The sequence below is a fragment of the uncultured Roseobacter sp. genome (genome assembly GCF_947499265.1).
In the GTDB taxonomy this organism is placed as follows: Bacteria; Pseudomonadota; Alphaproteobacteria; order Rhodobacterales; family Rhodobacteraceae; genus Roseobacter.
Map to the genome: position 1 here is coordinate 322,084 of NZ_CANMNK010000001.1, position 23,810 is coordinate 345,893.

A 23,810-nucleotide genomic window follows, 5' to 3' on the forward strand; every position below is an offset into this window, starting at 1 on the left:
ATTGACAGGAGCTACGTGTAGTTTTCTACGAACAACAAAGGAGCACACCATGATCACACTGCTTACCTACCCGCCCGCCTTTGGTCAGTTTTCCGGCAGCCCCTTTTGTATCAAAGCAGCACATCTGCTGAAACTCTCTGGCCAGCACTGGAAACGTGAAAACACGCTCGATCCGCGCATGATGCCCTACAAGAAACTGCCCGTCATCCGCGCCGAGGATCAGCTGATTGCCGACAGCGATATGATCCGCGCTTACCTCGAAGCACAGGGAGCCACCTTTGATGAAGGTCTCTCAGAACTGGATAAATCGACGTCGCGCGCCTTCATTCGCATGGCCGAAGAACATATTTATTTCCATATCGTGCTGGACCGATGGGGCAATGACGATATCTGGCCCGAAGTCCGCGATACCTATTTCGCATCCGTGCCGAAACTGATCCGGGGCATGGTGGCAAACAAGATCCGGAGAAATCTGCTCGTCGCGATGCAAGTGCAGGGCCTTGGCCGGTTCACACCGGAGCAACGATTGGCCCGGTTAGAGCCTGATTTGGAGGCGCTGGTCACGCGGTTATGGCAAAATCACTTCCTCTTCGGCGACAGGCCCACCGCGGCAGACGCCTCTGTGGGGCCGATGCTGAGCGCCATCATCGCGAGCCCGGGAGAGACCGTACTCGCCTCCCGGATCAAGGAAAACGCAATCCTCATGGGCTACATCAGCCGCGTCGAAGAAATGCTGCCTACCGGCGGCTGCGCTTGACCTTGCGCTTGGTCTTGTCGGCTTTGCGTTTCGCCTTGACGCCCCGGCGTCTGGGCGTGCGTCCGGCTGGCGATCTGCGGCCCTGCGGGATCGCGTCGCCGTCCAGCGCCAGAAGTTCCAGCGCAATGCCGCCGGTAACCGGTGCTGCCTCCGCCAGGCGTACCGTGACCCGCTGGCCCAGGCTGATCATCATGCCGGTGTCAGATCCCATCAGGGTGCCGGCCTCAGCGTCATAGTGGAAGTATTCGCGCCCGATGGAGCGCATCGGAATCAATCCATCGGCGCCGGTTTCGTCCAGTTTCACGAAAACACCGAAACGTGCGATGCCACTGATGCGCCCGGTGAATTCATTGCCCACCCGTTCGCTCAGATAGGACGCCATATAGCGGTCTGTGGTATCCCGCTCAGCGACCATCGAGCGCCGTTCCGTGTCAGAGATATGCTCGCCAATGCTGTCGAGCTCATCATAGTCTTCGGGGCGCAACCCATCCTTGCCCCAGCCATGCGCGGCGATCAGAGCCCGGTGCACGATGAGATCGGAATAGCGTCGGATCGGGGAGGTGAAATGCGCATAGCGCGCCAGTGCCAGGCCGAAATGACCCAGATTCTGCGCGCCATAATAGGCCTGTGTCATCGAGCGTAGCGTCGACATATTGATCAGTTCTGCCTCATCCGATCCTGCCGCCTCGTTCAGCAGGCGGTTCAGATGTGCGGTCTTGAGCACCTGGCCCTTGGCAAGGTTGAAGCCACTGGCTTGCGCGGTTTCACGCAGCGCGTCCAGCTTTTCAGGGCTTGGTTCTTCATGCACCCTGAAAAGCAGCGGGATTTTCTTGGCGATCAGCGTCTCTGCCGCCGCCACATTGGCCAGCACCATGAATTCCTCGATCAGCCGGTGCGCATCCAGCCGCTCCTTGAAATTCACCGATGTCACCGTACCGTTATCTGCCAGCTCAATACGGCGCTCAGGCAGGTCCAGATCAAGCGGCTGGCGTCGCTCCCGGGCCGACACAAGCGCCTCGTAAGCGGCATAGAGCGGTTTCAAAACAGGCTCTAACAAGGGGTTGCAACGGTCATTTGGGTGACCATCAATGGCTTGCTGCACTTCTTCGTAGTGCAGAGAGGCCGGCGACCGCATCAGCCCGCGATGAAACCTATGTGAGAGCTTATTGCCAGACGCGTCCAGTTGCATGCGCACCGCGATACAGGCCCTTGGCACCCCTTCGTGCAGCGAACACAGATCGCCCGACAGCCGGTCCGGCAGCATCGGTACCACGCGGTCCGGGAAGTAGGTGGAATTGCCACGCTTGCGCGCTTCGCGGTCCAGCGCAGAACCGGGCGTCACATAAGCCGCCACATCCGCAATCGCGACCCAGACGACATGCCCATCCGGGTTTTCGGGGTCTTCATCCGCATGCGCATAGCAAGCGTCGTCATGGTCCCGCGCATCGGATGGGTCAATTGTGATCAGGGGCAGGTCCCGCAGGTCCTCGCGACCTTTCAGGGCCACGGGTTTGGCGCGATCCGCCTCTGCGATCACCTCATCAGGGAAAGCGTCGGGGATCCCGTGCTGATGGATCGCAATCAGCGACACCGCCTTGGCCGCTGACGGATCGCCAAGCCGCGCGACAATCCGCGCGCGCGGCAGGCCTATGCGCCCTTTCGGCCCGGCCTGCTCGGCCTCGACCAACTCGCCGTCCTTGGCGCCATGGGTCGCATCGCTGGCCACATGCCATTCCTTGTCGGACCCTTTGTCGATCGGCAGAATGCGTCCGCCCTCAGCCGTTTTGCGAAACACACCCAGCAGGCGGCGCGGATTGGTGCCAATGCGTCGGATCAGCCGCGCTTCGTAGTGATGATCCTCACCCTTGATCAGCGTCAGCCGCGCCAGAATTCTGTCGCCCGCCCCCAAGGCCGGGTCAGAGGCGCGCGGGACCACCAGCACAACCGGCTCCACCCCCTCGCCCTGCCATTCCATCGGCTTGGCATAAAGATCCCCGTCCTTATCTGGACCGGTCACCTGCAAAACGCTTACCGGCGGCAGCCTGTCAGGGTCCTGATAGCTGCGGTTGCGCTTTTCCAGATGACCATCCGCTTCAAGCTCCTTGAGAACCCGCTTGAGATCAATCCGCGCGGCCCCCTTGATGCCAAATGCCTTGGCAATATCGCGTTTGGCGGTCAGCGACGGGTTTTCGCTGATCCAATCGAGAATTTCTGATTTTGTGGGGATGCGGGTCATGGTCCTCAGGTAACACGCGCTCCGGGCGCCGTCATGCGCAAATCGTCCAGCGTGTCCACATCCCGCAGGCGATCCACATATGCGATGCGATGTGTCGGCAAGCTGGCGGCGGTATCGGCCAATGCATGTTCGCTTGACCAGCGCACGCCCTCAAAAAGCCGGGGCGATATCCCCTGCATTCGCTTCAATCCGATGAGCCAGTATCCGCCATCCGGCGCGGGACCAAAAACCGCGTCAGACGGCCCCAAAGCCCGGAAGGCGCGGGCGATCTGTTTCCGGTCAATGTCAGGAATATCCGCCCCGATGATGCAGACCGGGCCAGCGGTCGGCAGCGACAAGGCGCGTTTCATGCGGTCCCCCAGATCACCCCGCCCCTGCGGCATCCGCCCAAGATGCGCGGGCCAGACCCGGCTCCTTAATCCTTCGGCATCCGGGCTGACGGCCAGAATGACCTGCCAGCGTGGGTCCTGTACCCTGCTGATCAGACGTCGCGTTTGATGGCGAAACCACCAGGCAGCTGCGACCATGCCGATGTCCTTGCCCAGACGCGTCTTGACCCGACCGGGATGCGGCTCTTTCAACATCACCACGAGGGTGCGTTTCACAGATCCTGCTCCTCGACCAAAACCATGCGCCGCAGGGCCAGGCAACGCGCCACATCCTCCGTCCGCGCACAGTCAAAACTCATGCAAAGTAATCTTTCAGAATGCGCGCATAGACAGCTTTCAGCTGGTGAATGTGATCCACCCGCACATGCTCATCCACCTGATGCATCGACTGCCCGACAAGGCCGAACTCTACAACCGGACAGTGGTTTTTGACAAAGCGCGCGTCTGACGTGCCGCCGGTCGTCGACATAACCGGTTTGACCCCTGTTTCCGCCTCAACGGCCTTTGCCACCAGGTCGGATAAATCGCCGGGGGGCGTGACGAAGCTTTCGCCGGAAATCTTGATTTTCAACTCTGTCGTAACGCCAAAATCAGTCTCTATGCGGGCAATTTCGCTCTCAATCCATGCCGTCAGAGACGCGCCGCTGTGCGTGTCGTTGAACCGGATATTGACTGCGGCGCTGCACTCGGCAGGGATCACATTCGTGGCGGTGTTCCCGGTATCGACGGTCACAATGGCAAGGGTCGATGGATCGAAATGATCAGTTCCCTGATCCAATTCGTGGCACGCAAACCGGTCCATCAGGCGCATCATCGCGGGCATCGGATTCAGCGCCCGGTGCGGATAGGCCGAATGCCCCTGCTTGCCGATCACTTTGATCCAGGCGGTCATCGATCCGCGGCGCCCGATCTTCATCATCTCGCCCATTTGGTCGGGACAGGTCGGCTCGCCCACCAGACAGACATCCATGCGCTCATCGGTATCGGCCATATGCACCAGCAAGGCCGTGGTGCCATCCACGGCATCGCCTTCTTCATCCCCGGTGATCGCCAGAATAATCGCGCCCTCGGGCGGTGTGTTCTGCACAAAATCGACGGCGGCGGCAGCGAAGGCGGCAACGCCGGATTTCATGTCCGTGGCACCACGCCCGTAGAGAACCCCGTCTTCAATCTCTGCACCAAAGGGCGGTTTGGTCCAGGCGGCGGCATCACCAATGGGCACGACATCTGTATGGCCATTGAAGCCAAAGGTTCTGGAATGACCCTTGGCCCCCCACCGGGCAAAGAGGTTTCGGATGCCCCCGCGATCCGCCCATGCGCAGTCAAAACCCGCCTCCTGCAACACCTTGTGCAAAACATCCAACGCGCCGTCATCAGCAGGTGTCACCGATGCGCAGCGCACCAGATCGGCGGTCAGGGAAACGGGGTCGAGGCCAGCCATAGGGCACTTCCTTCATCTGGGTCGCATGGGTGTCGGGGTAAGGAATGTGGCCAAATCGCATCAATGCCAAGGGGTCGCGTAACAAAAGCTTAACAAATAGGCAGTCTGGGTGTTAACGAATCACTCATAAAATAACCCGAGGCAGGGCATCAGCAGTGTGGTCACCATAAAAATGGGGCCGATTGCACCGAAGAACAAGAAAGAGCGTAGCCGGAAACCGGGCGCTTGAAGGGTGTTTTGTCTCGTCGAAGGGGTGCGAGGCAAATAGTATGGTTGCAGCGTCAGAACTGCCCATTCAAACCGTGCGCGAAGGCACGAATGCGACGGATATGGCCAACGCCATTTTTGGCGCAGGCGTCCAGGTTGAAAGCGCGTCCTATACGGGCGACATCGACAGCGCGGGGATCTATTCAAACGGCGATTCAGTTTCCGGCAGCGTGACACCCGGCGATTCAGGTGTGATCCTGTCGACCGGCAATGCGGAGCGATTCACAAACTCCAGTGGCACGTCCAACCAAAGCAATAGCACAAGCACCAACACCAGCGGCGTCAACAATAACGCGCAGTTCAATGCGGCGGCGGGCGCACGCACCTATGATGCCGCCTATCTTGACGTGGATTTCATCCCTGACCACGCGCAGATGACGATCCAATTCGTGTTTTCTTCGGAAGAATACCCGGAATTCCAGAACTCGATTTATCAGGATTTCGTCGGTGTTTGGGTCAATGGCGCGCAGGTCGACATGGATGTGGGAAACGGGGATGTGGACCCCGGAAATGTCAACACAGCCAATAATATCAACATGTTCGTCGACAACCAGAACGACGACCACAATACCGAGATGGACGGCTTTACCATCACGCTGACCTTAACGATGAACGTCATTCCCGATCAGGTGAACTCGATCCGCATCGGCATCGCGGACGTCTCTGACAGCAGTTATGATTCCAACCTTCTGATCGCAGCGGATTCCGTTCAGTCCGAGCTGATCGCCATCTCGGACGACGTCGAGGTCCTCACAAACGGCATCAAGACATTCAGCGTCCTGGACAACGATATCAACGAAGGGCCGGGAACTCTCACGATCACCCATATCAACGGGCAGAGCGTTTCCGCCGGGGACACCATTCTGCTGCCAACCGGGCAGGAAGTCACGCTGAACGGGGATGGGACATTCAGCGTCAAGGGGGATGGGGATGAAGAGAATTTCAACTTCACCTATTCCATATCGAACGGGACCAACACGGATGTGGGCTATGTCAACGCCACGTCGGTGCCCTGTTTTGTCACCGGAACGATGATTGAAACGGCGCGGGGCAACGTCATGGTCGAGCGGCTCAAACCCGGCGATCTGGTGATCACCCAGGACGATGGCCCACAGCCGCTGCGCTGGATCGGAAGGCGCAGGGTCGAGGCCACCGGGCAATTTGCACCGATCCATATTCAGCCAAACACCTTTGGCACCCACGGTCATTTGCTGGTGTCGCCGCTGCACCGCATCCTGATCCGGGACACCGTTGCCGAACTGCTTTTCGGGGAATCTGAGGTGCTGGTCTGTGCGCGCGACCTTGTGAATGACCGTTCGGTGCGGGTCCGTGAAGGCGGGTCCGTGACCTATGTGCACCTCATGTTCGACAGGCATCAGGTCATTTTTTCCGAAGGGCTGGCAACCGAGAGCTTTCTGCCTGGTCCGCAAACCACCGAAATTTTCGAGCAGGAAATTGTCGCTGAGATCTGTGCAATCTTCCCGGAAATCGACCCTAACACAGGGCAAGGCTACAGTCCGGCAGCGCGGCGCACCTTGCGCAAATACGAGGCAGACCTGTTGCGCGCGTCCAATGAGGCAGCCTAGGTGAGCTGGCTGGCCATCTCAGATCATAGGGAACGACGCTTTTCGCTGCGCGGTGTCGGTCATGACCGACGCGACCACCGTCTGCACAGCGACGGCGCCGATACATTGTTGGCGACGGGCAGCATCATGTTCGAAACACGCCTGTCTCCGGACGGACGGCCACAGGTGTTGCTGGGATTTAACCGAGGCTGGCCAAACCAAAGCAGCCTGACTTTTCGCGCGATACCGGGGGGAGGTATTTCGCTGGTACAGGTGCAGGGCGAAAATATTGCCCATGCCGCCCTCCAACATAGCCTGCCCGCGCGGACGGATGTTTTACGGATTACCTTCTCCTGGGACGCCCCAAAGCGCTGGGGTCTGCTGACGGTCGAACGACCCGAAGAGCATCAGATCACATCGGTGTCCGTCCGGGACGTGCGGCCCATAATCCTCCAGGATTTGCGCGACATGATGATGGGACGCGGGGATCAGACATTTGCGAAAGATCTGGTTTTCGCGGCCCTCTCGGATCAGGTCGAGCCGGTAGGCCCCATGCCGACCCTGTGCCCTGATGCGATGGTCGCAACACCCCACGGATATCGGGCGGCAGGGTCCCTCAAGCGCGGCGATACGGTATTCACGCGAGAAGGCACCGTCGTTCCGGTATTGCATCGGATTGATCGGACCGTGCCAGCGCGGGGCAGCTTTGCGCCGGTGCGGCTGCGCGCGCCCTATTTCGGTCTGATGCAGGATGTGGTCGTAGCGCTGGACCAGCGCCTGGTCATCGACGGGTCGGAAGTCGAATACCTCTTTGCGGAAGAAGCCGTTTTGACCCCAGCGCGCCATTTGATGAATGGCTTTGCCGCCTTGCCGGAAAGCGTTGGGCCCACGCAGCGGTATACGCAGGTGATCTTGCCAGAGCATCACGCATTGAACGTCGCTGGTACCTCCCTGGAAAGTCTCTACATTGGCCGATTACGCCGAAACGACGATCACTTGCAGGCCACCGCCATGCGCGGCATCGCGCGGGACAACCTGCCCGAACATGGGCGCGCCGCTTTCAAGGTGCTGAAGTGGTTCGAGGCGATCCATCTGGCGCGTCAACGCGCAGCCTAATCCGCGTCGGCCTCTGGATGTGTGCCGTAAAACGGCTCCATCTGTGCAATAATCACCGCGTTTTCATCCAGCGCCCGCTGCATCAGATCCCGCTCATCGGCGCCAATCTCGTGACCCTCCGCCAGTCTTTCTTCGAGCGTGCCATACCCGGTCACATCCAGCGGCGCGGTATCTGCCTGTTTTAGCACGGCGACCGTTTCACGGACGGCTTCAGCCTCGTCAATGCCACTGGCGAACACCACCAGACCGGCGCCTGTGGCCTTTTCCGGCAGGCCATCCCCCTCCTTACGTCCAATTTGAACGACGAGGGTATAGACCTGCTGACGAGAGGGTTTCTTTTGCTGTGCCATGCCTGCTTGTTAGGCTTTGGGGAACGGCACCACAACGGCTTTTTCGACCAGCGTATCCGGTGCCCAGCCCGAATAAGGTTTCCATTCCATTGCCATTTCATGCAGATGCCGCACGCCTGCCAGAATGGCTGTCCCCAGGTCGGACTTCATTTGCAGGTAGCGGGTGGATTGTTCTTCCCAGCGGAAAGCCATCCGGCCCCCGGCATCCCGCGTTGCAATTGAATCCAGCAAGACAAGCGCCGTGCAGGCGGAATGGGCCGCGTGATCCGGGTCTAGCGACACGATCTCCACCACCTCACCCGGGAACCAGCCGCCGTATTCCGACAGAATACAGCTCCCCTCCAGACAGTTTTCCAGCGCTTTGCGGTGCACATGTCGGGTTTCCTCCGGCGCGGCTTCGCAAACTAGGTCACGCATCTCGGATGGCATCGACCGGGCAATGACCTTGAAAATCCGGGTCAAATCATCGCCATCGTAGGTTTGCAGATCACGCCCTTCCGGCACCTTTTCAAGGTTCACCCGCCGCGTTGTATGCGCCCAGCGGAACCCGTTCATCAGCGCCGCCCGGATGGGTGAGGACCCTTTGCGGTAATGCTCCTGAAACGCATCCCAGTTCCAATAGAGATCATCTTCACCCGCGCCGCCCTGCAACCGGTCGGCAAGCAAAAGCGCCGTGGCCGTCAGGAAACTGTCCAGCCCTTTGTCTGGCAAGGCCGCAACCAGCAAGAGATCCGCATGCAGCGTTTCCGCATCGCTTACAGACAGGACACATTTCTGGTCAAAGATGATCTTGCGCAAAAGCGGCTTATGCGCCGCGTTCAGACGTTCCGACAATCCCCCAAATCCGGTTGCCGCGACAGATCGCAGATCGGAAACAACCTGCAGCGTTTGAAAGGATATCGGGACCGAAGCATGACGCATGTCCCTCGGATAAATTCACATCCGGGCCGGAATACATCGGGCTGTGGGCGATACCCGGGAAATCCTGAGGCACAATTGCCTCAGGTCCTAAATATCGGTTAATCGCGCAGCAATTCGTTAATCGACGTTTTCGAGCGTGTTTGCGCATCGACCTTTTTGACGATGACCGCGCAATAGAGGTTCACACCGTTTTTGGAGGGCATGGAACCCGCCACAACCACGGACCCTGCAGGTACTTCGCCATAGGTAAATTCACCGGTCTCGCGGTCCACGATTTTGGTCGATTTGCCGATGAAAACACCCATGCCCAGCACAGATCCTTCGCGCACGATGCAGCCCTCGACCACCTCGGACCGCGCCCCGATAAAGCAGTTGTCTTCGATGATGGTCGGCCCGGCCTGCATCGGTTCCAGCACACCGCCGATGCCGACGCCACCGGAGAGGTGCACGTTCTTGCCAATCTGCGCGCAGGAGCCGACCGTGGCCCAGGTATCGACCATGGTCCCCTCGTCGACATAGGCGCCCAGGTTCACAAAGGACGGCATCAGCACCACGCCCGGCGCGATGAAGGCCGATTTGCGCACGACACAGTTGGGCACGGCGCGAAAGCCCGCGGCTTTCCACTGATTATCACCCCAACCCGCGAATTTACTGTCGACCTTGTCCCACCAGCCGCCGTCTTGCGGCCCGCCGGTCTGCATTTCCATGTCTTTGATCCGGAACCCGAGCAACACGGCTTTTTTGGCCCATTGGTTCACGTGCCAATCGCCACTTGCCTGTTTTTCCGCAACCCGCAGCGTGCCACCATCGAGCGCGGCCAGCGTATCTTCGATGGCTTCACGCGTTTCGCCTGTTGTTGCTGGCGTGATTGCGTCACGCGCCTCCCATGCGGCTTCGATGGCAGTTTCAAGCTGTGCGTTGGACATGCGGCCTCCCCCGAGAAAAAAATGTTAATGAAGCGCCTATACAAGCCCGGTGCCACACGTGCAATCATTCAGCATCCGCCGGGGCCGAGCAAAGAGATTGCATCTTGGCGCACGACATGCACCCCTGCCCGAAACGAGTTTCCGGAGTGACCAAGATGAACAAACCCCGCCATCCCTTGCGCGATGCTCATGCCGACCGCGACGCCACCAGAGTGGTGCCCGATACGCCGCAGACGCGCGCACCGGCCTACCGCCTTGCGTTTGCCGATGAGGATTTCATGTGCCGCGAGGAGCTGCGGCCCGTCAGGTTACAGCTGGAGTTGCTCAAACCGGAAATGATGCTGGACGCGCATAACATCACCAGCACGATTGTGCTTTTCGGGGGCGCGCGCATTCCCAGCCCCGCCAACAAAGACCGGGCGCGCACCAAAACGCTGGCACAGCTGTCGTATTTCTATGATGAGGCGCGCGAGTTTGCCCGCCTGATGACGCTCAAGAGCCTTGAGAGCGATGGGCGTGAAAACGTCGTGGTCACCGGCGGCGGCCCAGGCGTCATGGAGGCGGGCAACCGCGGCGCGCTGGACGCGGGCGGGCATTCCATCGGGCTCAACATCGTACTGCCGCATGAACAGGCGCCCAATGAATATGTGACGCCTGAGCTCTGCTTTAACTTCCACTACTTCGCGATCCGCAAGATGCATTTTCTGATGCGCGCCCGTGCGATCTGCGCCTTTCCGGGTGGCTTTGGCACAATGGATGAACTCTTCGAAACGCTCACTCTGATCCAGACCGGACGCATGCAGCCGGTGCCGGTGCTGCTTTTTGGTCGCGAATTCTGGGAACGGATTCTGGATTGGGAGGCGCTGGCGGATGCGGGCACAATTTCAGAAGAGGATCTGTCGCTCTTCCGATTTGTCGACAGCGCGGCGGAGGCGATGCATCTGATCGAAAACTGGGAAGATCTGCCCGCCCGCGACAAATTGCCCGGGCGTGGCTGACGGAACTTTTGCCAGCCCGCAGCGGTTGATCCCCCGAATAGCCAATCACGCGCCGCACCGAGGCCGTGAGTAACTTACGGAGGATCAAATGGCACAAGCACGCACGAATGGAAAAGCTGATACCGCTGACGTCACAGCCCAGATTGAGACGATCAAGGAAGACATCGCAGCGCTGACCGCCCTGATGTCGGAGGTCGCCCATGACAAGAAAGACGAAGCCAAGGCGCGCGCCGCCGATGCCGCGTCTACGTTGAAAAGAGCCGCTGCAGATCGGGCCGACGCGGCGCAGACAAAAGCCGTGGAAACCGGCGAGAAGCTGCGCGCAGATGCGGAAGCTGCATACTACAAGGCCGAAGACACGGTGCGCCAGCAGCCCGCGATGGCCGTGGGCATTGCCGCGGGCCTCGGCTTTCTTGTCGGCATGATGACAGCGCGGCGCTCGTAACATGTTTGCGCGCCTGCGACATCAAATCAAAAAGACCGCCCAGCGTTTTGCACTTGGTGGCATCGGCGCGGTACTGGCACTGTCCGGGATCGGGTTTTTGAGTGCGTCAGCGCTGTTGCTGCTGCTCACCCTGACCGACCCGATTACCGCCTGCGCCATCATGGGGGGTGCGTTTTTGGGGACCGGTCTGCTGTTCATGCTGGCCGCACGCCCTTCGCATAAACATGACACACCAAAGCACACGCAGGAATCGCAAGAGGCAATGCCGCCGGTGGCCGCTGCCTTCATGCAAGGCATGGCGCAAGGGATGGCCGCAGGCCGCGTTAGACACTGATTTTCAGAGGGCCGCCCGCGTACGGGCGGCCCTTTTCGGTCATCCGCAACCGGCAAATGGGGTTTGCTGCTCCAGCGAAATGATCTGTTCAAGCGTTGCCTCGGGCAGCGCGCCAATCACCAACGTACGGCCGATCATGACACCCGGCGTGCCAGGAATACCCAGCGCGCGGCCCAGCGCCAGTGCGTCCTCGATGGTGCGCGTCATTCGGTCGCTGCGCGCATCCGCCAACAACCGATCTGCGTCAAGACCGTGCCGTTCAGCCACGTCGCGCGCGCCCGCAATGCCCGGACGTAATGTGCGTTGCATCATATCAAGATGAATGTCCCGATGATCACCCTGCCGCCCGGCGGCCAATGCCACGCGCGCGGCCCATAGGGACCGGTCCCCCAAGAGCGGCAGTTCATGAAACCGCAGATCAATCGCCGCACCGCGCTCCTGCAAATCGGCCAGACGTTTGTCTAGGATGGCGCAATATGGGCAATAATAGTCACTAAAAACGGCAATTGGCATCTGACCCGACAGCGGCGGGTCCGGGAAAACGGCGCCGCATAGGTTTTTGGGCAGACGCGCATCGGCCTCCGCTTCTTCAGGCGTCCGTAACCCGGTGAACATATCCGGCGCGGCGCTGATGTTCCCCCGTTCCAACCGGCGAAACCCCGGCAATCCGGGCAAATCCGTGAACTCCAAGGTGTCTGCGCGGCGCCTCAATATGGGTGGGATGGCGATGGCGACAGCAAAGGCCCCGCCGATGATCAAGGCATCGCGCCTACGCATTATTCGCCAGCCAGCCCTGCCTCAGCTTCGATCTGTCGGCGTGATTTGCGCGCGCGTTCGGTTGCGGATTTCAACTGGCCACAGGCCGCCATAATGTCTTCGCCCCGCGGTGTCCGGATCGGGGAGGCATAGCCCGCCTTGTAGATGATGTCAGCGAAGGCGCGGATACGATTGTTGGAGGATCGCTTGTAGGGTGCGCCCGGCCATTCGTTGAATGGGATCAGGTTGATCTTGGCGGGAATGCCATCAATCAGCTTGATCAACCGGCGCGCATCTTCGTCGCTGTCATTCACCCCGTTCAGCATCACGTATTCAAATGTGATCCGCTCGGAATTCGACACTTTCGGATAGCTGTGCAGCGCGTCCAGCAGCACCTCGATGTTCCAGCGCTTGTTGATCGGCACCAACCTGTCGCGCACCTCATCCGTGGTAGCGTGAAAACTCACCGCAAGCTGGCAGCCGATTTCCTGCGCGGTGCGGGCAATCTCCGGCACCACACCGGAGGTGCTCAGCGTGATCCGGCGGCGGCTGAGCTGGATGCCTTCCGGGTCCATCGCAATCTTCATCGCATCGCGGACGTTTTCAAAATTGTAAAGCGGCTCGCCCATGCCCATCAGCACGATGTTCGACAAAAGGCGCGTCTCATCCTTGGGTGCGCCAATCTCCGGCCATTCGCCCAGATCGTCGCGCGCCATCATAACCTGACCGATGATCTCACCCGCTGTGAGGTTGCGCACCAGTTTCTGTGTGCCGGTGTGACAGAACGAACAGGTCAGCGTGCAACCGACCTGGCTCGACACACACAGCGTCCCGCGCCCCTCTTCGGGGATATAGACCACTTCGACCTCATGACCGCCCGCAATCCGCACGAGATATTTACGCGTGCCATCTTCGCTCACCTGTTTGGAAACGACCTCGGGCACCTCAATCACGAAGCGCTCTTTCAGGTCGGCGCGGAAGGCCTTGGAGAGGTTGGTCATCGCGTCAAAATCGCGGACACCCCATTGGTAAATCCACTGCCAGATCTGACCGACCCGCATTTTGGTCTGCTTTTCCGGCGTTCCGGCATCGATTAACACGGACCGCATGGCGTCACGCGTCAACCCGACAAGGTTGACCGGCCCATCCGGCAACTTGCGCGGGATGGTGTGGACGTCTTGCGTGATCGGCGCTGCAGCGGACATGGGATTTCCTATCGTGGCGAAGATGGGCCTCTATATAGAGGTTTGCGCCAAGATCAAAAGGAAAAGCCCGGTGATTTCTTCTGCTCAGCTTGCGCAGCGTGTTTGGGCTTCTTCAAGCGCCGCGGTGAACCCACGCAGCGAAAAAGTATCCTTTGTCGTCGTGCCCCGGCTGGAGAGCCCGGTCACCACAGCATCCGCGCCGCGCTTCATGGCCGCCACGATTTTCTCGTCTTCGGCGGAATCTTCCGGCCAGGCCCATTCCCCGTCGGTAAAGAGCACGTAGCTGGTCCCGCCAATCTCGACGTTTACCTTGGAGCCGCTGGCGAAAGGATACCCGCCAGTGAAGGTCACCTGCGCATTCGCACCTGACCCGGGACGGAAAAACACCATCAACAAGATTTGACCACGCGTCGCCGCAACAACCCGTCCTTCACGGGTGTTTACCGTCTCCGTGGGCACGGAAACGCTCCAGCATTCCTTGGGGTCGTTGTCTTCGTAGACACCCCAATCGGTTTTCTCTGCTACCAGATTACTGCTTTGGCCCTGTGCCTGTGCGGCCATACCTGTCAGCGCAAATGCTGAGACCAAACCAATGAAACCCTTATAAATTCGCATCTTTTACAGCCTCCAGCCGTCCTTAACCTCAACAACTTTATGGTCCGCCTGGCGTGCCTTTTTCGACCCGCTCTCTTGCATGACCTGTTTTTCTTCTCGACAAGTGTCACAGTAACGCAAAAGCCGCGACCCCGGAAAGGCCGATTAGCAGGTTTTTGCCAAAATCTTGAGGGTTAAAATGACGCAAGCCGCTCCCATGGTCGAAATCTGGCGTGGCGATTTTCTGGAAAGCGCACATTCCGGACATGCGGTGATTTGCGATGCCTCCGGCCAGATTGTCGACGCCTGGGGTGACCCGGAGGCGACCGTGCTGCCGCGCAGTTCTGCCAAGATGATCCAGGCACTGCCGCTCATTACCTCGGGGGCTGCCGATCAGGCCAATCTGACCCCCGAACATCTGGCGCTGGCCTGTGCGTCACATAATGGCGCGGCAATTCACACGGAACGGGTGGACACATGGCTGCAGACACTCGGTCTTGACGATGATGCGCTGCGCTGTGGCCCGCAACTGCCCGATGATCGCACAGCCCGCGAGGGGTTGATCTGCGCGCATGACGCGCCCGGTCAGATACACAACAACTGTTCCGGCAAACACGCCGGGTTCCTGACGCTGGCAAAACACATAGGGGCCGGTCCGGAATACGTGGAGGTCGATCACCCGGTGCAACAGGCATGCCTTGAGGTGTTCGAGGCCACAACACAGGAAACCTCGCCTGGGTTTGGCATTGATGGCTGTTCGGCGCCCAACTTTGCATGCAGCCTGCACGGCATGGCCCGCGCAATGGCGCATTTTGCTGCAGCACCGTCGGGCAGCCCGGAAGCGCGCTTGCATGAAGCGATGCGCCTGCACCCGGATCTGGTCGCGGGTGAGGGGCGCGCCTGCACCGAGTTGATGCGCGCCATGAACGGTCAGATTGCGATTAAAACCGGCGCGGAGGCGTTTTTCATCGGCATCCTGCCGGAGCAGAAACTCGGCATCGCCCTCAAGATCGTCGACGGTACAACCCGTGCGTCGGAATGCGCCATCGCCGCGATTTTGGTCAAATTGGGCGTTTTAGAGCCTGATCATCCGGCCACGCGCAAACGGTTGAACGCGCCCATCACCAACAGGCGGGGCATCAAGACCGGCTGGATCAAGCCCGCGGCAGGGCTTACCTGATCACATCTGGTGCACTTCGGCGACTTCGATGGATCCTGTGCCATCCGTGACCATCGGGCAGCCTTTGGCCATGTCGATGGCTTCATCGATGTCCGCTGCCGCCACGACGCTGAACCCCGAAAGCGGGTTCGCGCCGCCGTGATCTTCGACGCCCTCTGCCGTCACCGTTTTGGACATGCCGACAGGGTTGCCCGGGTTCACGACCGCCTTGCCCATACCCTCAAACCAGGCTTGCCATGCGGCCATGACCTTGGCGCCCTCTTCTTCCGTGTCTGGTGTTTTGCCGCCGTGATAGGCGAATACGAATTCTGGCATGGTGCGTCCTCCCGTCTGAACCGAGCGAAGATTAGCACAGAACGGGGTGAGTCGTCTCTGATCAGGGCGTGACGAATTCCGATGCCGCATAGCCTTGCAGATAGAGCAACGCGGTCAGATCGCCGTGGTTGATCCGCACATCGCATTCCGCAGCCACCGCCGGTTTGGCGTGCAGCGCCACACCGGTGCCCGCGCGCGCCAGCATACCAAGGTCATTCGCCCCATCGCCCACGGCCAGCACATCCTGCTCGGAAATTCCCAGGCGCGCGGTGATGTCGACCAGCGCGTCAACCTTGGCCTGCTTCCCCAGAATGGGGACACCGACATCCCCGGTAAGCGCCCCCCCCTCGGACAGCAGTGTATTCGCACGGTTCTCATCAAACCCCAGCGTCGCGGCAACAGCGCTGGTAAAATCCGTGAACCCGCCAGACACAAGGGCGGCATAGGCTCCATGCGCCTTCATCGTTGCCAGCAGCACCCGACCGCCGGGCATGTAGTCGATCCGCTCCGCCAGGACCTGTGCGATGGTCGATACCGGCAAGCCTTTCAACAACCCGACCCGCGCGCGCAGAGCCTCTTCAAAATCCAACTCGCCATTCATCGCCCGCGCGGTGATATCCTTGACCCTGTCACCAATGCCCGCCGCATCCGCCAGTTCGTCAATGCATTCCTGCTGGATCATGGTGCTGTCCATATCCGCCAGCAGCATCTTTTTGCGGCGGCCTGCTGTTGGCTGCACCACCAGATCAACGCCCTGTTTTTGTACGTCCGCCCAAACGTCCCAACGATTGTCCGGGACGTGATCCATCGAAAACGCAGCCGCCTCGTCTGGCGAGAGCCAGAGCGCATCGCCGCCCCCCCAGGCATTGCGCAGGGCCTCGACCAGCGCAGGTTCAAGATTTCGCGCGGCGGGCGCTGCCAGCAGGGTGACGGTGTACATGAATGAAGTTTCCGATCGGCGCAGGGGATGTCGCAAAAAAGCGAATTTGCGGCGTTCTAGCGCCGTTTTTCGCGTTGCACCAGACCGCAGACCACCATAGACCCGTGCGTGGGACACCCTTCCCCAACGAAGGGCGCATATCTGGAAGGATAGCATCAATGGCTAACCAAAAACCGGTCACGCGGCCGGATTACGTTCGACCGTCGACCAAACCGTCGAACCCGCGTTTTTCATCTGGCCCCTGCGCCAAACCCCCCACCCATGATCTGGCAAAACTGGCCTCCGCGCCTCTGGGACGCTCGCACCGTGCAGCCCCCGGTAAGGCGAAGCTGCTGGAAGCGATTGAGACGACGCGCGACATCCTCGGCGTGCCCGATGACTACCGCATCGGGATCGTGCCGGCCTCCGACACCGGCGCGTTCGAGATGGCGATGTGGTCGCTGCTCGGGGAACGCCCGGCAGAGATGGTCGCCTGGGAAAGCTTCGGGGCGGGATGGGTCACGGACGTGGCCAAGCAGCTGAAAATCGACCACACCGTGCACACCGCCGACTACGGCGAGATCGTCGATATGGCCGCGCTGAACTACGACAACGACGTGTGCTTTACCTGGAACGGCACAACCTCCGGCGTGCGCCTGCCGTCGGGCGATGTCATCCCATCGGACCGCAAGGGGCTGACCCTTTGCGATGCGACGTCCGCGGCATTTGCTGTCGATCTGCCCTGGGACAAGCTCGATGTGACGACCTTCTCTTGGCAGAAAGTGCTGGGCGGCGAGGCGGCGCATGGCATGCTGATTCTGTCACCCCGTGCAGTGGAGCGGCTGGAAAACTACACACCACCCTGGCCCTTGCCGAAGATTTTCCGCCTGACCAAAGGCGGCAAGCTGATCGAGGGCATCTTTAAAGGCGAAACGATCAACACGCCCTCGATGCTCTGTGTCGAGGATTATCTGCAATCGCTCGAATGGGCCAAATCCGTGGGCGGATTGCCCGGGTTGATCGCACGCGCGGATGCCAATACGGCGGCCATAACGGCCTTTGTAGAGCAACATAACTGGATCAACTTCCTCGCAACCGATCCGGCAACCCGGTCAAACACCTCGGTCTGCCTGAAGTTTGCCAGTGACGACGTGACCGATGGCGCGAGTTTTGCCAAAGCAGTGGCCAAGCGGCTGGCGGACGAAGGCGTCGCACTCGACATCGGCGCCTACCGCGATGCCCCTGCGGGCCTGCGCATCTGGTGCGGCGGCACGGTGGAGACCGCGGACATCGAGGCGATGCTGCCCTGGCTCGCATGGGCCTTCGAGACCGAAATCGAAGCACAAATGGCGTCGGCATAACCTGCCGACCCATCCCATCCTGACATTCTAAAGTTTCAAGAAATGGAGCGCCAAATGGCCCCCAAAGTACTCATCTCCGACAAACTCTCGGAAGCCGCCGTTCAGATTTTCCGCGACCGCGGCATCGACGTGGATTTCCAACCCGATGTGGGCAAAGACAAGGAAAAACTGACCGCTATCATTGGTGACTATGACGGTCTGGCGATCCGCTCCGCCACCAAGGTGACGGAGAAGATCATTGAGGCTGCGACCAACCTCAAAGTTATCGGGCGCGCGGGGATCGGCACCGACAATATCGACAAGGATTCAGCCTCTAAACAGGGCATTATCGTGATGAACACGCCCTTCGGCAACATGATCACCACGGCGGAACATGCCATCGCGATGATGTTTGCGGTGGCGCGTCAGATCCCCGAGGCCTCCGCCTCGACGCATGACGGCAAGTGGGAGAAGTCCAAGTTCATGGGCGTTGAGCTCACAGGCAAGACGCTCGGTGTGATCGGTGCAGGCAACATCGGTGGTATCGTCTGTGACCGCGCCCGGGCGTTGAAAATGAAGGTGCTGGCCTACGATCCTTTCCTGGGCGAAGAAAAAGCCAAGAAAATGGGGGTCGAAAAGGTTGAGCTGGATGACCTTCTGGCGCGCGCCGATTTCATCACCCTGCACGTGCCCTTCACCGATCAGACCGCGAACATCCTGTCGCGTGAAAACATCGCGAAAACCAAGCCGGGGGTGCGCATCATCAACTGTGCCCGCGGCGGACTGGTGGACGAAGCGGCCCTCGCTGATGCGCTGAAATCTGGCCATGTGGCTGGTGCCGCCTTTGACGTGTTCGCCAAGGAACCGGCCAATGAAAACCCGCTCTTTCATTTGCCAAATGTCGTCTGCACGCCGCATCTGGGCGCGGCGACGACCGAAGCGCAAGAGAACGTGGCCCTGCAGGTGGCGGATCAGATGTCCGACTACCTGCTGACGGGGGCGGTGACCAATGCGCTCAACATGCCATCGGTCACGGCGGAAGAAGCAAAAGTCATGGGCCCCTGGGTCAAACTCTCCGCGCACCTGGGCAGCTTCATCGGGCAGATGACCGATGAACCCATCCGCGCCATCAACATCCTTTACGATGGTGCGGTTGCGGAAATGAACCTTGAGGCCCTCAATTGCAGCGTCATTGCCGGCATCATGAAGAAGGTGAACCCGGACGTGAACATGGTCTCCGCCCCCTTTATCGCGAAGGAACGCGGCATCCAGATTTCCACCACCAATCAGGACAAATCGGGCGCTTTCGATGGCTATATCAAGGTGACAGTGGTCACCGCCAAGCGCGAACGCTCCGTCGCCGGTACGGTCTTTTCCGATGGCAAACCGCGGTTTATCCAGATCAAGGGCATCAATATCGATGCGGAAATCGGCAGCCATATGCTCTACACCACCAATGAGGACGTGCCGGGCATCATCGGGACATTGGGCCAGACCATGGGCGATAACGGCGTCAACATCGCCAACTTTACCCTTGGTCGTGCCGAAGCGGGCGGCGAGGCGATTGCCCTGCTCTACGTCGACGAACCGGTCCCTGCCGAGGCACGTGCCAAACTGGCCGAGACCGGTATGTTCACCCAGATCAAGCCGCTGCAATTTGACGTGACCTGACGGTCTGTTACTTCCTGACCTGCGCCGCTCTGTCGTGATCGGCGCAGGTATCCCAGAGGTTCACTATGACCCATCCGATCTATGCCATCGGCGACATCCACGGTCAGCTCGAAGAGTTGCACCGGGTTCTGAGCCTCATTGAGGCGGACGGCGGCCCGGATGCAGAAGTGGTATTTGTGGGCGATTACGTCGACCGGGGCCCGGACAGCAAAGGCGTCCTGCAGTTCCTGATCGATGCACAGACCGCCGGGCGCAATTGGACGATGATCAAGGGCAATCATGATCGGTATCTGAGCCGCTTTCTGGACTATATGATCGTGCACGACCCGGCGACGCGCCCCGATCTTTTGTGGTTCAATCCCCGTCTGGGCGGGGACAAGACCATGGCCTCTTACGGCGTTGCCGCCGAAGATGGGGCACCGGTGGATGTGATCCAGGCGGCGGCTCTCGAAGCTGTGCCGCAAGCGCATCGTGATTTTCTGCAAAACCTGCCGCTGATGCATCAGGTGGGGGAGCTTTTGTTCGTGCATGCGGGCATCCGACCCAAGGTGCCATTGGACAAGCAGATCGAAGATGATCTTGTCTGGATCCGTCAAACCTTTCTGGAATACCGCAAATCGCACGGCCCACTGGTCGTGCACGGACACACGGCGCTGGAGCATCCCGAACATGCGGGCAATCGCGTGAACCTTGATGGCGGGGCGGGATATTTCCGCCCGCTCCACGCGGCTGTTTTCGAAGGGCGCGACTGCTGGTTGCTTTCAGATGCCGGTCGGGTGCCGTTGCGGCCATAGCGCCGTCAGAGCCATGGCCCATCCCAATACACCCTGACCGTGGTGGCTCAGGTCATGACGGTCGGAAAATCCGATCAGCCGGATCAGATCGAAGGGCGTTGGGGGTGTGCCAATCACCGATTGCACGGGCAAGCCATCGAAAATCAACCGATAATACCAGTAGTAGATCTGTGGCGAGAGCCAGACAAAAAGCCAGAATAGAACCAGGGCCATAAGACACCGCCATATCACAGCGCGCTGCCGACCGATCCGCCAATTCAGCGCCACCAGCACAAGGGCGAGGGTCGCCGACAAAACGCCGAGCCCGACCTGCCCGGCCAGTGTCAGGGTGAAGAAACTGTCTTGCGCGTAGATGTCCGTTATCCTGTCCAGTCCAGTACGACCTTGCCCGATCCACCCGATTTCATCGCGGCAAACCCGGCCTCAAAGTCATCGACCGCAAAGCGGTGGGTGATGACGCGGCTTACGTCCAGCCCGTTCTGCAACATCGCGATCATCTTGTACCAGGTCTCGAAGATTTCGCGCCCGTAGACCCCTTTGATGGTGATCGCCTTGAAGACGATGCGACTCCAATCCACCGGGCTCTTGCCGGGTGGGATGCCGAGCATGGCGATGCGGCCCCCCATGGTCATGACCTCGACCATCTGATCCAAAGCGTGCTGATTTCCGGACATTTCCAGACCGACATCGAACCCCTGTTTCATCTTCAGATCAGCGATTGTTTCGACCAAGTCCGCCTCTGCCACGTTCACCGGCACCACATCCGTCACACGCGCGGCCAGGTCCAGACGCGCGGGATTGATATCGGTGATCACCACATGCCGCGCGCCCACATGGCGTGCCACGGCGGCGGCCATGATGCCAATGGGCCCGGCACCGGTGATCAACACATCCTCGCCCACCAGATCAAAGCTGAGCGCAGTATGCACCGCATTGCCGAGCGGATCGAGGATCGCGCCGATGTCATCCGATATCTCATCTGGCAGGGGCACCACATTGAAGGCCGGCAGCTTGAGATATTGTGCAAACGCCCCCTGCTCGTTCACGCCAATCCCACGCGTGGCGGGATCGAGGTGGAACTTACCCGCGCGGCTTTGACGCGAGGTTTTGCCGATCAGATGACCCTCGCCGGAGCAGCGCTGACCAATTGTCAAATCCTCAACGTTAGAGCCGATTTCAACGATCTCACCGGCAAATTCATGGCCGGTGATCATCGGCACCGGCACGGTTTGCGAGGCCCAATCGTCCCAATTCCAGATGTGAATGTCGGTGCCACAGATGCCGGTCTTGTTGATCCGGATCAACACGTCATCCGGGCCAATCTCCGGCACCGGCGCATGGGTCATCCACAACCCCTCGCGGGCATGCAATTTCGACAGGGCTTTCATCTGGTTGGTCATGTGATTACCCCGCAGACCTTGCCTGCGACCTCAAAGGCGCGCAGCGCACGATCCAGTTCGTCGCGGGTGAGGGCCGCGTTCATCTGTGTGCGGATGCGGGCCTGGCCGCGCGGCACCACGGGGAAGAAAAAGCCCGAAACAAAGACACCTTCGTCAAATAGCTTTGCGGCCATATCCTGCGCCAATTGCGCCTCACCCAGCATGACCGGGATGATCGGATGCTCGCCGGGCAAAAGCTTGAACCCCAGTTTTTCCAACCCCGTGCGCCAGTATCTTGCATTCTCAAACAGACGATCGCGGAGCGCATCTCCCTGTTCCACCAGCTCCAGCGCTTTGATTCCGGCGGCCACAATCGAGGGCGGCAGCGAGTTGGAAAAAAGATAGGGCCGCGCGCGCTGGCGCAAAAGGTCGATGATCGGCTGCGGCCCGGCGATGTAGCCGCCGATGGCGCCGCCCAGAGCCTTGCCCAATGTCCCGGTCAGAATGTCCACATCCACCCCAGCATGTGCAGGTGTGCCGGCGCCCTTCGGCCCCATGAATCCGGTGGCATGGCAATCATCAACCATGACCATCGCGTCATATTTTTCCGCAAGCGCTTTGATCTCCGGCAGTTTCGCCAGATAGCCGTCCATGCTGAACACACCATCGGTCGCGATCAGGATGAACCGCGCACCTTCCTCGCGCGCCAGCTTCAATTGTCCTTCCAGATCGGTCATGTCGGAATTGGCGTAACGGTATCTTTTGGCCTTACAGAGCCTGATACCGTCAATGATCGACGCGTGGTTCAAGGCGTCGGACACAACCGCGTCTTCCGGCCCCAGCAGCGGCTCGAACAACCCGCCATTGGCATCAAAGCAGGCGGCAAAGAGGATCGAATCGTCTTTGCTCAGAAATGCCGCCAGCTTTTGCTCTAGTTCCCGGTGAATATCCTGCGTGCCGCAGATGAACCGGACAGAGGCCATGCCGAACCCGCGCGGGTCCATGGCGGCTTTTGCAGCTTCGATCAGGTCAGGATGATCCGCCAGGCCGAGGTAGTTATTGGCACAGAGGTTGATCACCTCCCGCTTGCCCACCGAAATCTGGCCACCCTGTGGCGAGGTGATCATGCGCTCGCGTTTCATCATCCCATCCGCCTCGATCTGCGCGAGGGTTTCGGTGATGTGATCGAGATAGGCCTGCGTCATGATGCGACTCCCTTTTGCAGCTCGCATCTAACATGACGGATGGAAATCCGAAATAGGGGATTTATCACAATAGCGGAAATTGTCCGATATCGTGGAAGTCAGGCGTCCTGTACGACCAGAAAGGCACGTGTTTCCCCCCCGGCAGCGGTGATCCGGTGCGGAACATCGGCCGCGTAGCGCGCGGTGTCGCCCGCGTTCAGGCTGCTCGACACCTCGCCACTGGTCACGGTGAGGCTGCCGGAAATGACCGTGAGATGCTCTCGCGCGCCCCGGGTATGCGGCTGGCTATCCAGCACGCCACCCGGCGCGATGGTCAGTTCGTAGACCTCATGTTTTCCAGCGTCTTCGGGCGGTGAAAGGATCCGGATACGGCATCCAGAGCCCAGATTGTCGATGGTCGGCACCTGTGCCGCGCGCAGGGTTTCGATCTGCGGCGCGACAGGCGCGCTGTCCAACAAACCCGCGAAATCGACCTGCAAAGCGCGGGTCAGATTCCACAGGGTTGCAATGGTCGGGCTGCTTTCACCGCGTTCGATCTGGCTGACCATGGAACGGGAAACGCCGGACAGTTTGGCCACGGCATCGAGCGACAGGCCTTGCGTGCGGCGCGCCTCTTTCAGACGGGCGGGCAGCTGGGTCAGAATGGCGTTATCTCTATCCGTCATGTCGGAGGTTTCGCCGATATGCAGGATTCTGTCAACGGCGCA

The 23,810-nt window shown here is 59.9% G+C and carries 25 protein-coding genes; 10 read left to right on the forward strand and 15 right to left on the reverse strand.

Features of this window, described 5'->3' with window-relative positions; all coding sequences use genetic code 11:
- Positions 1 to 49: 49 nt before the first annotated feature.
- Entirely contained in the window at positions 50 to 757 is a 708-nt protein-coding gene (locus tag Q1A63_RS01600; RefSeq protein WP_298968697.1) for a glutathione S-transferase family protein, read from the forward strand.
- Here the strand turns inward: Q1A63_RS01600 and rnr are convergent.
- The 3 genes from rnr to dapE form a co-directional block, all read right to left on the reverse strand.
- Positions 738 to 2,993, reverse strand: a complete 2,256-nt coding sequence (gene rnr / locus Q1A63_RS01605) for a ribonuclease R (RefSeq protein WP_299630435.1) — start codon at positions 2,991 to 2,993, stop codon at positions 738 to 740. The genes Q1A63_RS01600 and rnr overlap by 20 nt on opposite strands.
- Before the next feature lie 5 nt (positions 2,994 to 2,998).
- The gene (locus Q1A63_RS01610) at positions 2,999 to 3,598 is read right to left on the reverse strand and encodes a TIGR04282 family arsenosugar biosynthesis glycosyltransferase (protein WP_299630437.1); all 600 of its coding nucleotides are present in this window, start codon (positions 3,596 to 3,598) and stop codon (positions 2,999 to 3,001) included.
- Between the two features lie 79 nt (positions 3,599 to 3,677).
- On the reverse strand, positions 3,678 to 4,823 hold the full coding sequence (gene dapE, locus Q1A63_RS01615) for a succinyl-diaminopimelate desuccinylase (RefSeq protein WP_299630439.1): 1,146 nt from the start codon (positions 4,821 to 4,823) through the stop codon (positions 3,678 to 3,680).
- Between the two features lie 269 nt (positions 4,824 to 5,092).
- Between dapE and Q1A63_RS01620 the strand changes: the two genes are divergently transcribed.
- Positions 5,093 to 6,676, forward strand: a complete 1,584-nt coding sequence (locus Q1A63_RS01620) for a Hint domain-containing protein (protein WP_299630441.1) — start codon at positions 5,093 to 5,095, stop codon at positions 6,674 to 6,676.
- Positions 6,677 to 7,771 (forward strand): Hint domain-containing protein, encoded by a 1,095-nt coding sequence (locus Q1A63_RS01625; protein ID WP_298968702.1) that lies wholly within the window; start codon positions 6,677 to 6,679, stop codon positions 7,769 to 7,771.
- On the opposite strand, the gene Q1A63_RS01630 is transcribed toward Q1A63_RS01625, so the two are convergent.
- The 3 genes from Q1A63_RS01630 to dapD form a co-directional block, all read right to left on the reverse strand.
- Positions 7,768 to 8,121: a hypothetical protein gene (locus tag Q1A63_RS01630; protein ID WP_298968703.1), complete on the reverse strand. Its 354-nt coding sequence runs from the start codon at positions 8,119 to 8,121 to the stop codon at positions 7,768 to 7,770. The two genes, Q1A63_RS01625 and Q1A63_RS01630, sit on opposite strands and share 4 nt — an antisense overlap.
- A gap of 9 nt (positions 8,122 to 8,130) precedes the next feature.
- A complete protein-coding gene (locus Q1A63_RS01635) occupies positions 8,131 to 9,042 on the reverse strand; it encodes a hypothetical protein (RefSeq protein ID WP_298968704.1) in 912 nt (303 codons plus the stop codon).
- Positions 9,043 to 9,140: 98 nt separating this feature from the next.
- Positions 9,141 to 9,968, reverse strand: a complete 828-nt coding sequence (dapD, locus tag Q1A63_RS01640; RefSeq protein ID WP_298968705.1) for a 2,3,4,5-tetrahydropyridine-2,6-dicarboxylate N-succinyltransferase — start codon at positions 9,966 to 9,968, stop codon at positions 9,141 to 9,143.
- 155 nt (positions 9,969 to 10,123) lie between these two features.
- Here dapD and Q1A63_RS01645 point away from each other — a divergent pair, with 155 nt between their 5' ends.
- From Q1A63_RS01645 to Q1A63_RS01655, 3 genes are all read left to right on the forward strand, one after another.
- Complete coding sequence (locus tag Q1A63_RS01645; RefSeq protein WP_298968706.1) at positions 10,124 to 10,966, forward strand: TIGR00730 family Rossman fold protein; 843 nt, start codon at positions 10,124 to 10,126, stop codon at positions 10,964 to 10,966.
- A gap of 88 nt (positions 10,967 to 11,054) precedes the next feature.
- Positions 11,055 to 11,411 carry a DUF883 domain-containing protein gene (locus tag Q1A63_RS01650; protein WP_298968707.1) on the forward strand — a complete coding sequence of 119 codons (357 nt, stop codon included), beginning with the start codon at positions 11,055 to 11,057 and terminating at the stop codon, positions 11,409 to 11,411.
- A 1-nt stretch (position 11,412) separates the two neighbouring features.
- Positions 11,413 to 11,745, forward strand: coding sequence for a phage holin family protein (locus Q1A63_RS01655; protein WP_298968708.1), 333 nt, complete (start codon positions 11,413 to 11,415; stop codon positions 11,743 to 11,745).
- 39 nt (positions 11,746 to 11,784) lie between these two features.
- On the opposite strand, the gene Q1A63_RS01660 is transcribed toward Q1A63_RS01655, so the two are convergent.
- The 3 genes from Q1A63_RS01660 to Q1A63_RS01670 form a co-directional block, all read right to left on the reverse strand.
- Complete coding sequence (locus tag Q1A63_RS01660) at positions 11,785 to 12,522, reverse strand: DsbA family protein (protein WP_298968709.1); 738 nt, start codon at positions 12,520 to 12,522, stop codon at positions 11,785 to 11,787.
- Positions 12,522 to 13,706 carry a 23S rRNA (adenine(2503)-C(2))-methyltransferase RlmN gene (gene rlmN / locus Q1A63_RS01665; protein ID WP_299630446.1) on the reverse strand — a complete coding sequence of 395 codons (1,185 nt, stop codon included), beginning with the start codon at positions 13,704 to 13,706 and terminating at the stop codon, positions 12,522 to 12,524. The genes Q1A63_RS01660 and rlmN overlap by 1 nt, the downstream gene beginning before the upstream one ends.
- A gap of 84 nt (positions 13,707 to 13,790) precedes the next feature.
- Positions 13,791 to 14,321, reverse strand: a complete 531-nt coding sequence (locus Q1A63_RS01670; RefSeq protein WP_298968711.1) for an invasion associated locus B family protein — start codon at positions 14,319 to 14,321, stop codon at positions 13,791 to 13,793.
- A gap of 178 nt (positions 14,322 to 14,499) precedes the next feature.
- On the opposite strand from Q1A63_RS01670, the gene Q1A63_RS01675 reads away from it, so the two are divergent.
- Positions 14,500 to 15,480: an asparaginase gene (locus tag Q1A63_RS01675; RefSeq protein ID WP_298968712.1), complete on the forward strand. Its 981-nt coding sequence runs from the start codon at positions 14,500 to 14,502 to the stop codon at positions 15,478 to 15,480.
- Here Q1A63_RS01675 and Q1A63_RS01680 read toward each other — a convergent pair whose 3' ends face one another.
- Together Q1A63_RS01680 and serB are read right to left on the reverse strand one after the other, a co-directional pair.
- Positions 15,481 to 15,795, reverse strand: coding sequence for a YciI family protein (locus Q1A63_RS01680; protein ID WP_298968713.1), 315 nt, complete (start codon positions 15,793 to 15,795; stop codon positions 15,481 to 15,483).
- Between the two features lie 61 nt (positions 15,796 to 15,856).
- Entirely contained in the window at positions 15,857 to 16,735 is an 879-nt protein-coding gene (serB, locus tag Q1A63_RS01685) for a phosphoserine phosphatase SerB (RefSeq protein ID WP_298968714.1), read from the reverse strand.
- Positions 16,736 to 16,893: 158 nt separating this feature from the next.
- Between serB and Q1A63_RS01690 the strand changes: the two genes are divergently transcribed.
- The 3 genes from Q1A63_RS01690 to Q1A63_RS01700 all read left to right on the forward strand — a co-directional run bounded on the left by Q1A63_RS01690 (position 16,894) and on the right by Q1A63_RS01700 (position 20,519).
- On the forward strand, positions 16,894 to 18,075 hold the full coding sequence (locus Q1A63_RS01690; RefSeq protein WP_298968715.1) for a phosphoserine transaminase: 1,182 nt from the start codon (positions 16,894 to 16,896) through the stop codon (positions 18,073 to 18,075).
- A gap of 54 nt (positions 18,076 to 18,129) precedes the next feature.
- Positions 18,130 to 19,725: a phosphoglycerate dehydrogenase gene (gene serA / locus Q1A63_RS01695; RefSeq protein ID WP_298968716.1), complete on the forward strand. Its 1,596-nt coding sequence runs from the start codon at positions 18,130 to 18,132 to the stop codon at positions 19,723 to 19,725.
- 65 nt (positions 19,726 to 19,790) lie between these two features.
- Positions 19,791 to 20,519 carry a metallophosphoesterase family protein gene (locus tag Q1A63_RS01700; RefSeq protein WP_298968718.1) on the forward strand — a complete coding sequence of 243 codons (729 nt, stop codon included), beginning with the start codon at positions 19,791 to 19,793 and terminating at the stop codon, positions 20,517 to 20,519.
- Here Q1A63_RS01700 and Q1A63_RS01705 read toward each other — a convergent pair.
- The 4 genes from Q1A63_RS01705 to Q1A63_RS01720 form a co-directional block, all read right to left on the reverse strand.
- A complete protein-coding gene (locus tag Q1A63_RS01705) occupies positions 20,487 to 20,732 on the reverse strand; it encodes a hypothetical protein (RefSeq protein ID WP_298968719.1) in 246 nt (81 codons plus the stop codon). The two genes, Q1A63_RS01700 and Q1A63_RS01705, sit on opposite strands and share 33 nt — an antisense overlap.
- 146 nt (positions 20,733 to 20,878) lie before the next feature.
- Complete coding sequence (gene tdh / locus Q1A63_RS01710) at positions 20,879 to 21,919, reverse strand: L-threonine 3-dehydrogenase (RefSeq protein ID WP_298968720.1); 1,041 nt, start codon at positions 21,917 to 21,919, stop codon at positions 20,879 to 20,881.
- Positions 21,916 to 23,103: a glycine C-acetyltransferase gene (locus Q1A63_RS01715; RefSeq protein ID WP_299630452.1), complete on the reverse strand. Its 1,188-nt coding sequence runs from the start codon at positions 23,101 to 23,103 to the stop codon at positions 21,916 to 21,918. The genes tdh and Q1A63_RS01715 overlap by 4 nt, the downstream gene beginning before the upstream one ends.
- 98 nt (positions 23,104 to 23,201) lie before the next feature.
- Entirely contained in the window at positions 23,202 to 23,768 is a 567-nt protein-coding gene (locus Q1A63_RS01720) for an XRE family transcriptional regulator (protein ID WP_298968723.1), read from the reverse strand.
- Between the last annotated feature and the right edge of the window lie 42 nt (positions 23,769 to 23,810).

What these genes read in the sequence shown, in the direction of transcription:
- serB (WP_298968714.1), bottom strand. Translation starts at nt 16,735, where the DNA reads ATGTACACCGTCACCCTGCTGGCAGCGCCCGCCGCGCGAAATCTTGAA.
- Q1A63_RS01630 (WP_298968703.1), bottom strand. Translation starts at nt 8,121, where the DNA reads ATGGCACAGCAAAAGAAACCCTCTCGTCAGCAGGTCTATACCCTCGTC.
- Q1A63_RS01660 (WP_298968709.1), bottom strand. Translation starts at nt 12,522, where the DNA reads ATGCGTAGGCGCGATGCCTTGATCATCGGCGGGGCCTTTGCTGTCGCC.
- Q1A63_RS01675 (WP_298968712.1), top strand. Translation starts at nt 14,500, where the DNA reads ATGACGCAAGCCGCTCCCATGGTCGAAATCTGGCGTGGCGATTTTCTG.
- Q1A63_RS01620 (WP_299630441.1), top strand. Translation starts at nt 5,093, where the DNA reads ATGGTTGCAGCGTCAGAACTGCCCATTCAAACCGTGCGCGAAGGCACG.
- Q1A63_RS01600 (WP_298968697.1), top strand. Translation starts at nt 50, where the DNA reads ATGATCACACTGCTTACCTACCCGCCCGCCTTTGGTCAGTTTTCCGGC.
- dapE (WP_299630439.1), bottom strand. Translation starts at nt 4,823, where the DNA reads ATGGCTGGCCTCGACCCCGTTTCCCTGACCGCCGATCTGGTGCGCTGC.
- Q1A63_RS01650 (WP_298968707.1), top strand. Translation starts at nt 11,055, where the DNA reads ATGGCACAAGCACGCACGAATGGAAAAGCTGATACCGCTGACGTCACA.
- rlmN (WP_299630446.1), bottom strand. Translation starts at nt 13,706, where the DNA reads ATGTCCGCTGCAGCGCCGATCACGCAAGACGTCCACACCATCCCGCGC.
- dapD (WP_298968705.1), bottom strand. Translation starts at nt 9,968, where the DNA reads ATGTCCAACGCACAGCTTGAAACTGCCATCGAAGCCGCATGGGAGGCG.
- Q1A63_RS01690 (WP_298968715.1), top strand. Translation starts at nt 16,894, where the DNA reads ATGGCTAACCAAAAACCGGTCACGCGGCCGGATTACGTTCGACCGTCG.
- Q1A63_RS01655 (WP_298968708.1), top strand. Translation starts at nt 11,413, where the DNA reads ATGTTTGCGCGCCTGCGACATCAAATCAAAAAGACCGCCCAGCGTTTT.
- Q1A63_RS01700 (WP_298968718.1), top strand. Translation starts at nt 19,791, where the DNA reads ATGACCCATCCGATCTATGCCATCGGCGACATCCACGGTCAGCTCGAA.
- Q1A63_RS01635 (WP_298968704.1), bottom strand. Translation starts at nt 9,042, where the DNA reads ATGCGTCATGCTTCGGTCCCGATATCCTTTCAAACGCTGCAGGTTGTT.
- Q1A63_RS01680 (WP_298968713.1), bottom strand. Translation starts at nt 15,795, where the DNA reads ATGCCAGAATTCGTATTCGCCTATCACGGCGGCAAAACACCAGACACG.
- Q1A63_RS01715 (WP_299630452.1), bottom strand. Translation starts at nt 23,103, where the DNA reads ATGACGCAGGCCTATCTCGATCACATCACCGAAACCCTCGCGCAGATC.
- Q1A63_RS01705 (WP_298968719.1), bottom strand. Translation starts at nt 20,732, where the DNA reads ATGGCCCTGGTTCTATTCTGGCTTTTTGTCTGGCTCTCGCCACAGATC.
- rnr (WP_299630435.1), bottom strand. Translation starts at nt 2,993, where the DNA reads ATGACCCGCATCCCCACAAAATCAGAAATTCTCGATTGGATCAGCGAA.
- serA (WP_298968716.1), top strand. Translation starts at nt 18,130, where the DNA reads ATGGCCCCCAAAGTACTCATCTCCGACAAACTCTCGGAAGCCGCCGTT.
- Q1A63_RS01720 (WP_298968723.1), bottom strand. Translation starts at nt 23,768, where the DNA reads ATGACGGATAGAGATAACGCCATTCTGACCCAGCTGCCCGCCCGTCTG.
- Q1A63_RS01670 (WP_298968711.1), bottom strand. Translation starts at nt 14,321, where the DNA reads ATGCGAATTTATAAGGGTTTCATTGGTTTGGTCTCAGCATTTGCGCTG.
- Q1A63_RS01645 (WP_298968706.1), top strand. Translation starts at nt 10,124, where the DNA reads ATGAACAAACCCCGCCATCCCTTGCGCGATGCTCATGCCGACCGCGAC.
- tdh (WP_298968720.1), bottom strand. Translation starts at nt 21,919, where the DNA reads ATGACCAACCAGATGAAAGCCCTGTCGAAATTGCATGCCCGCGAGGGG.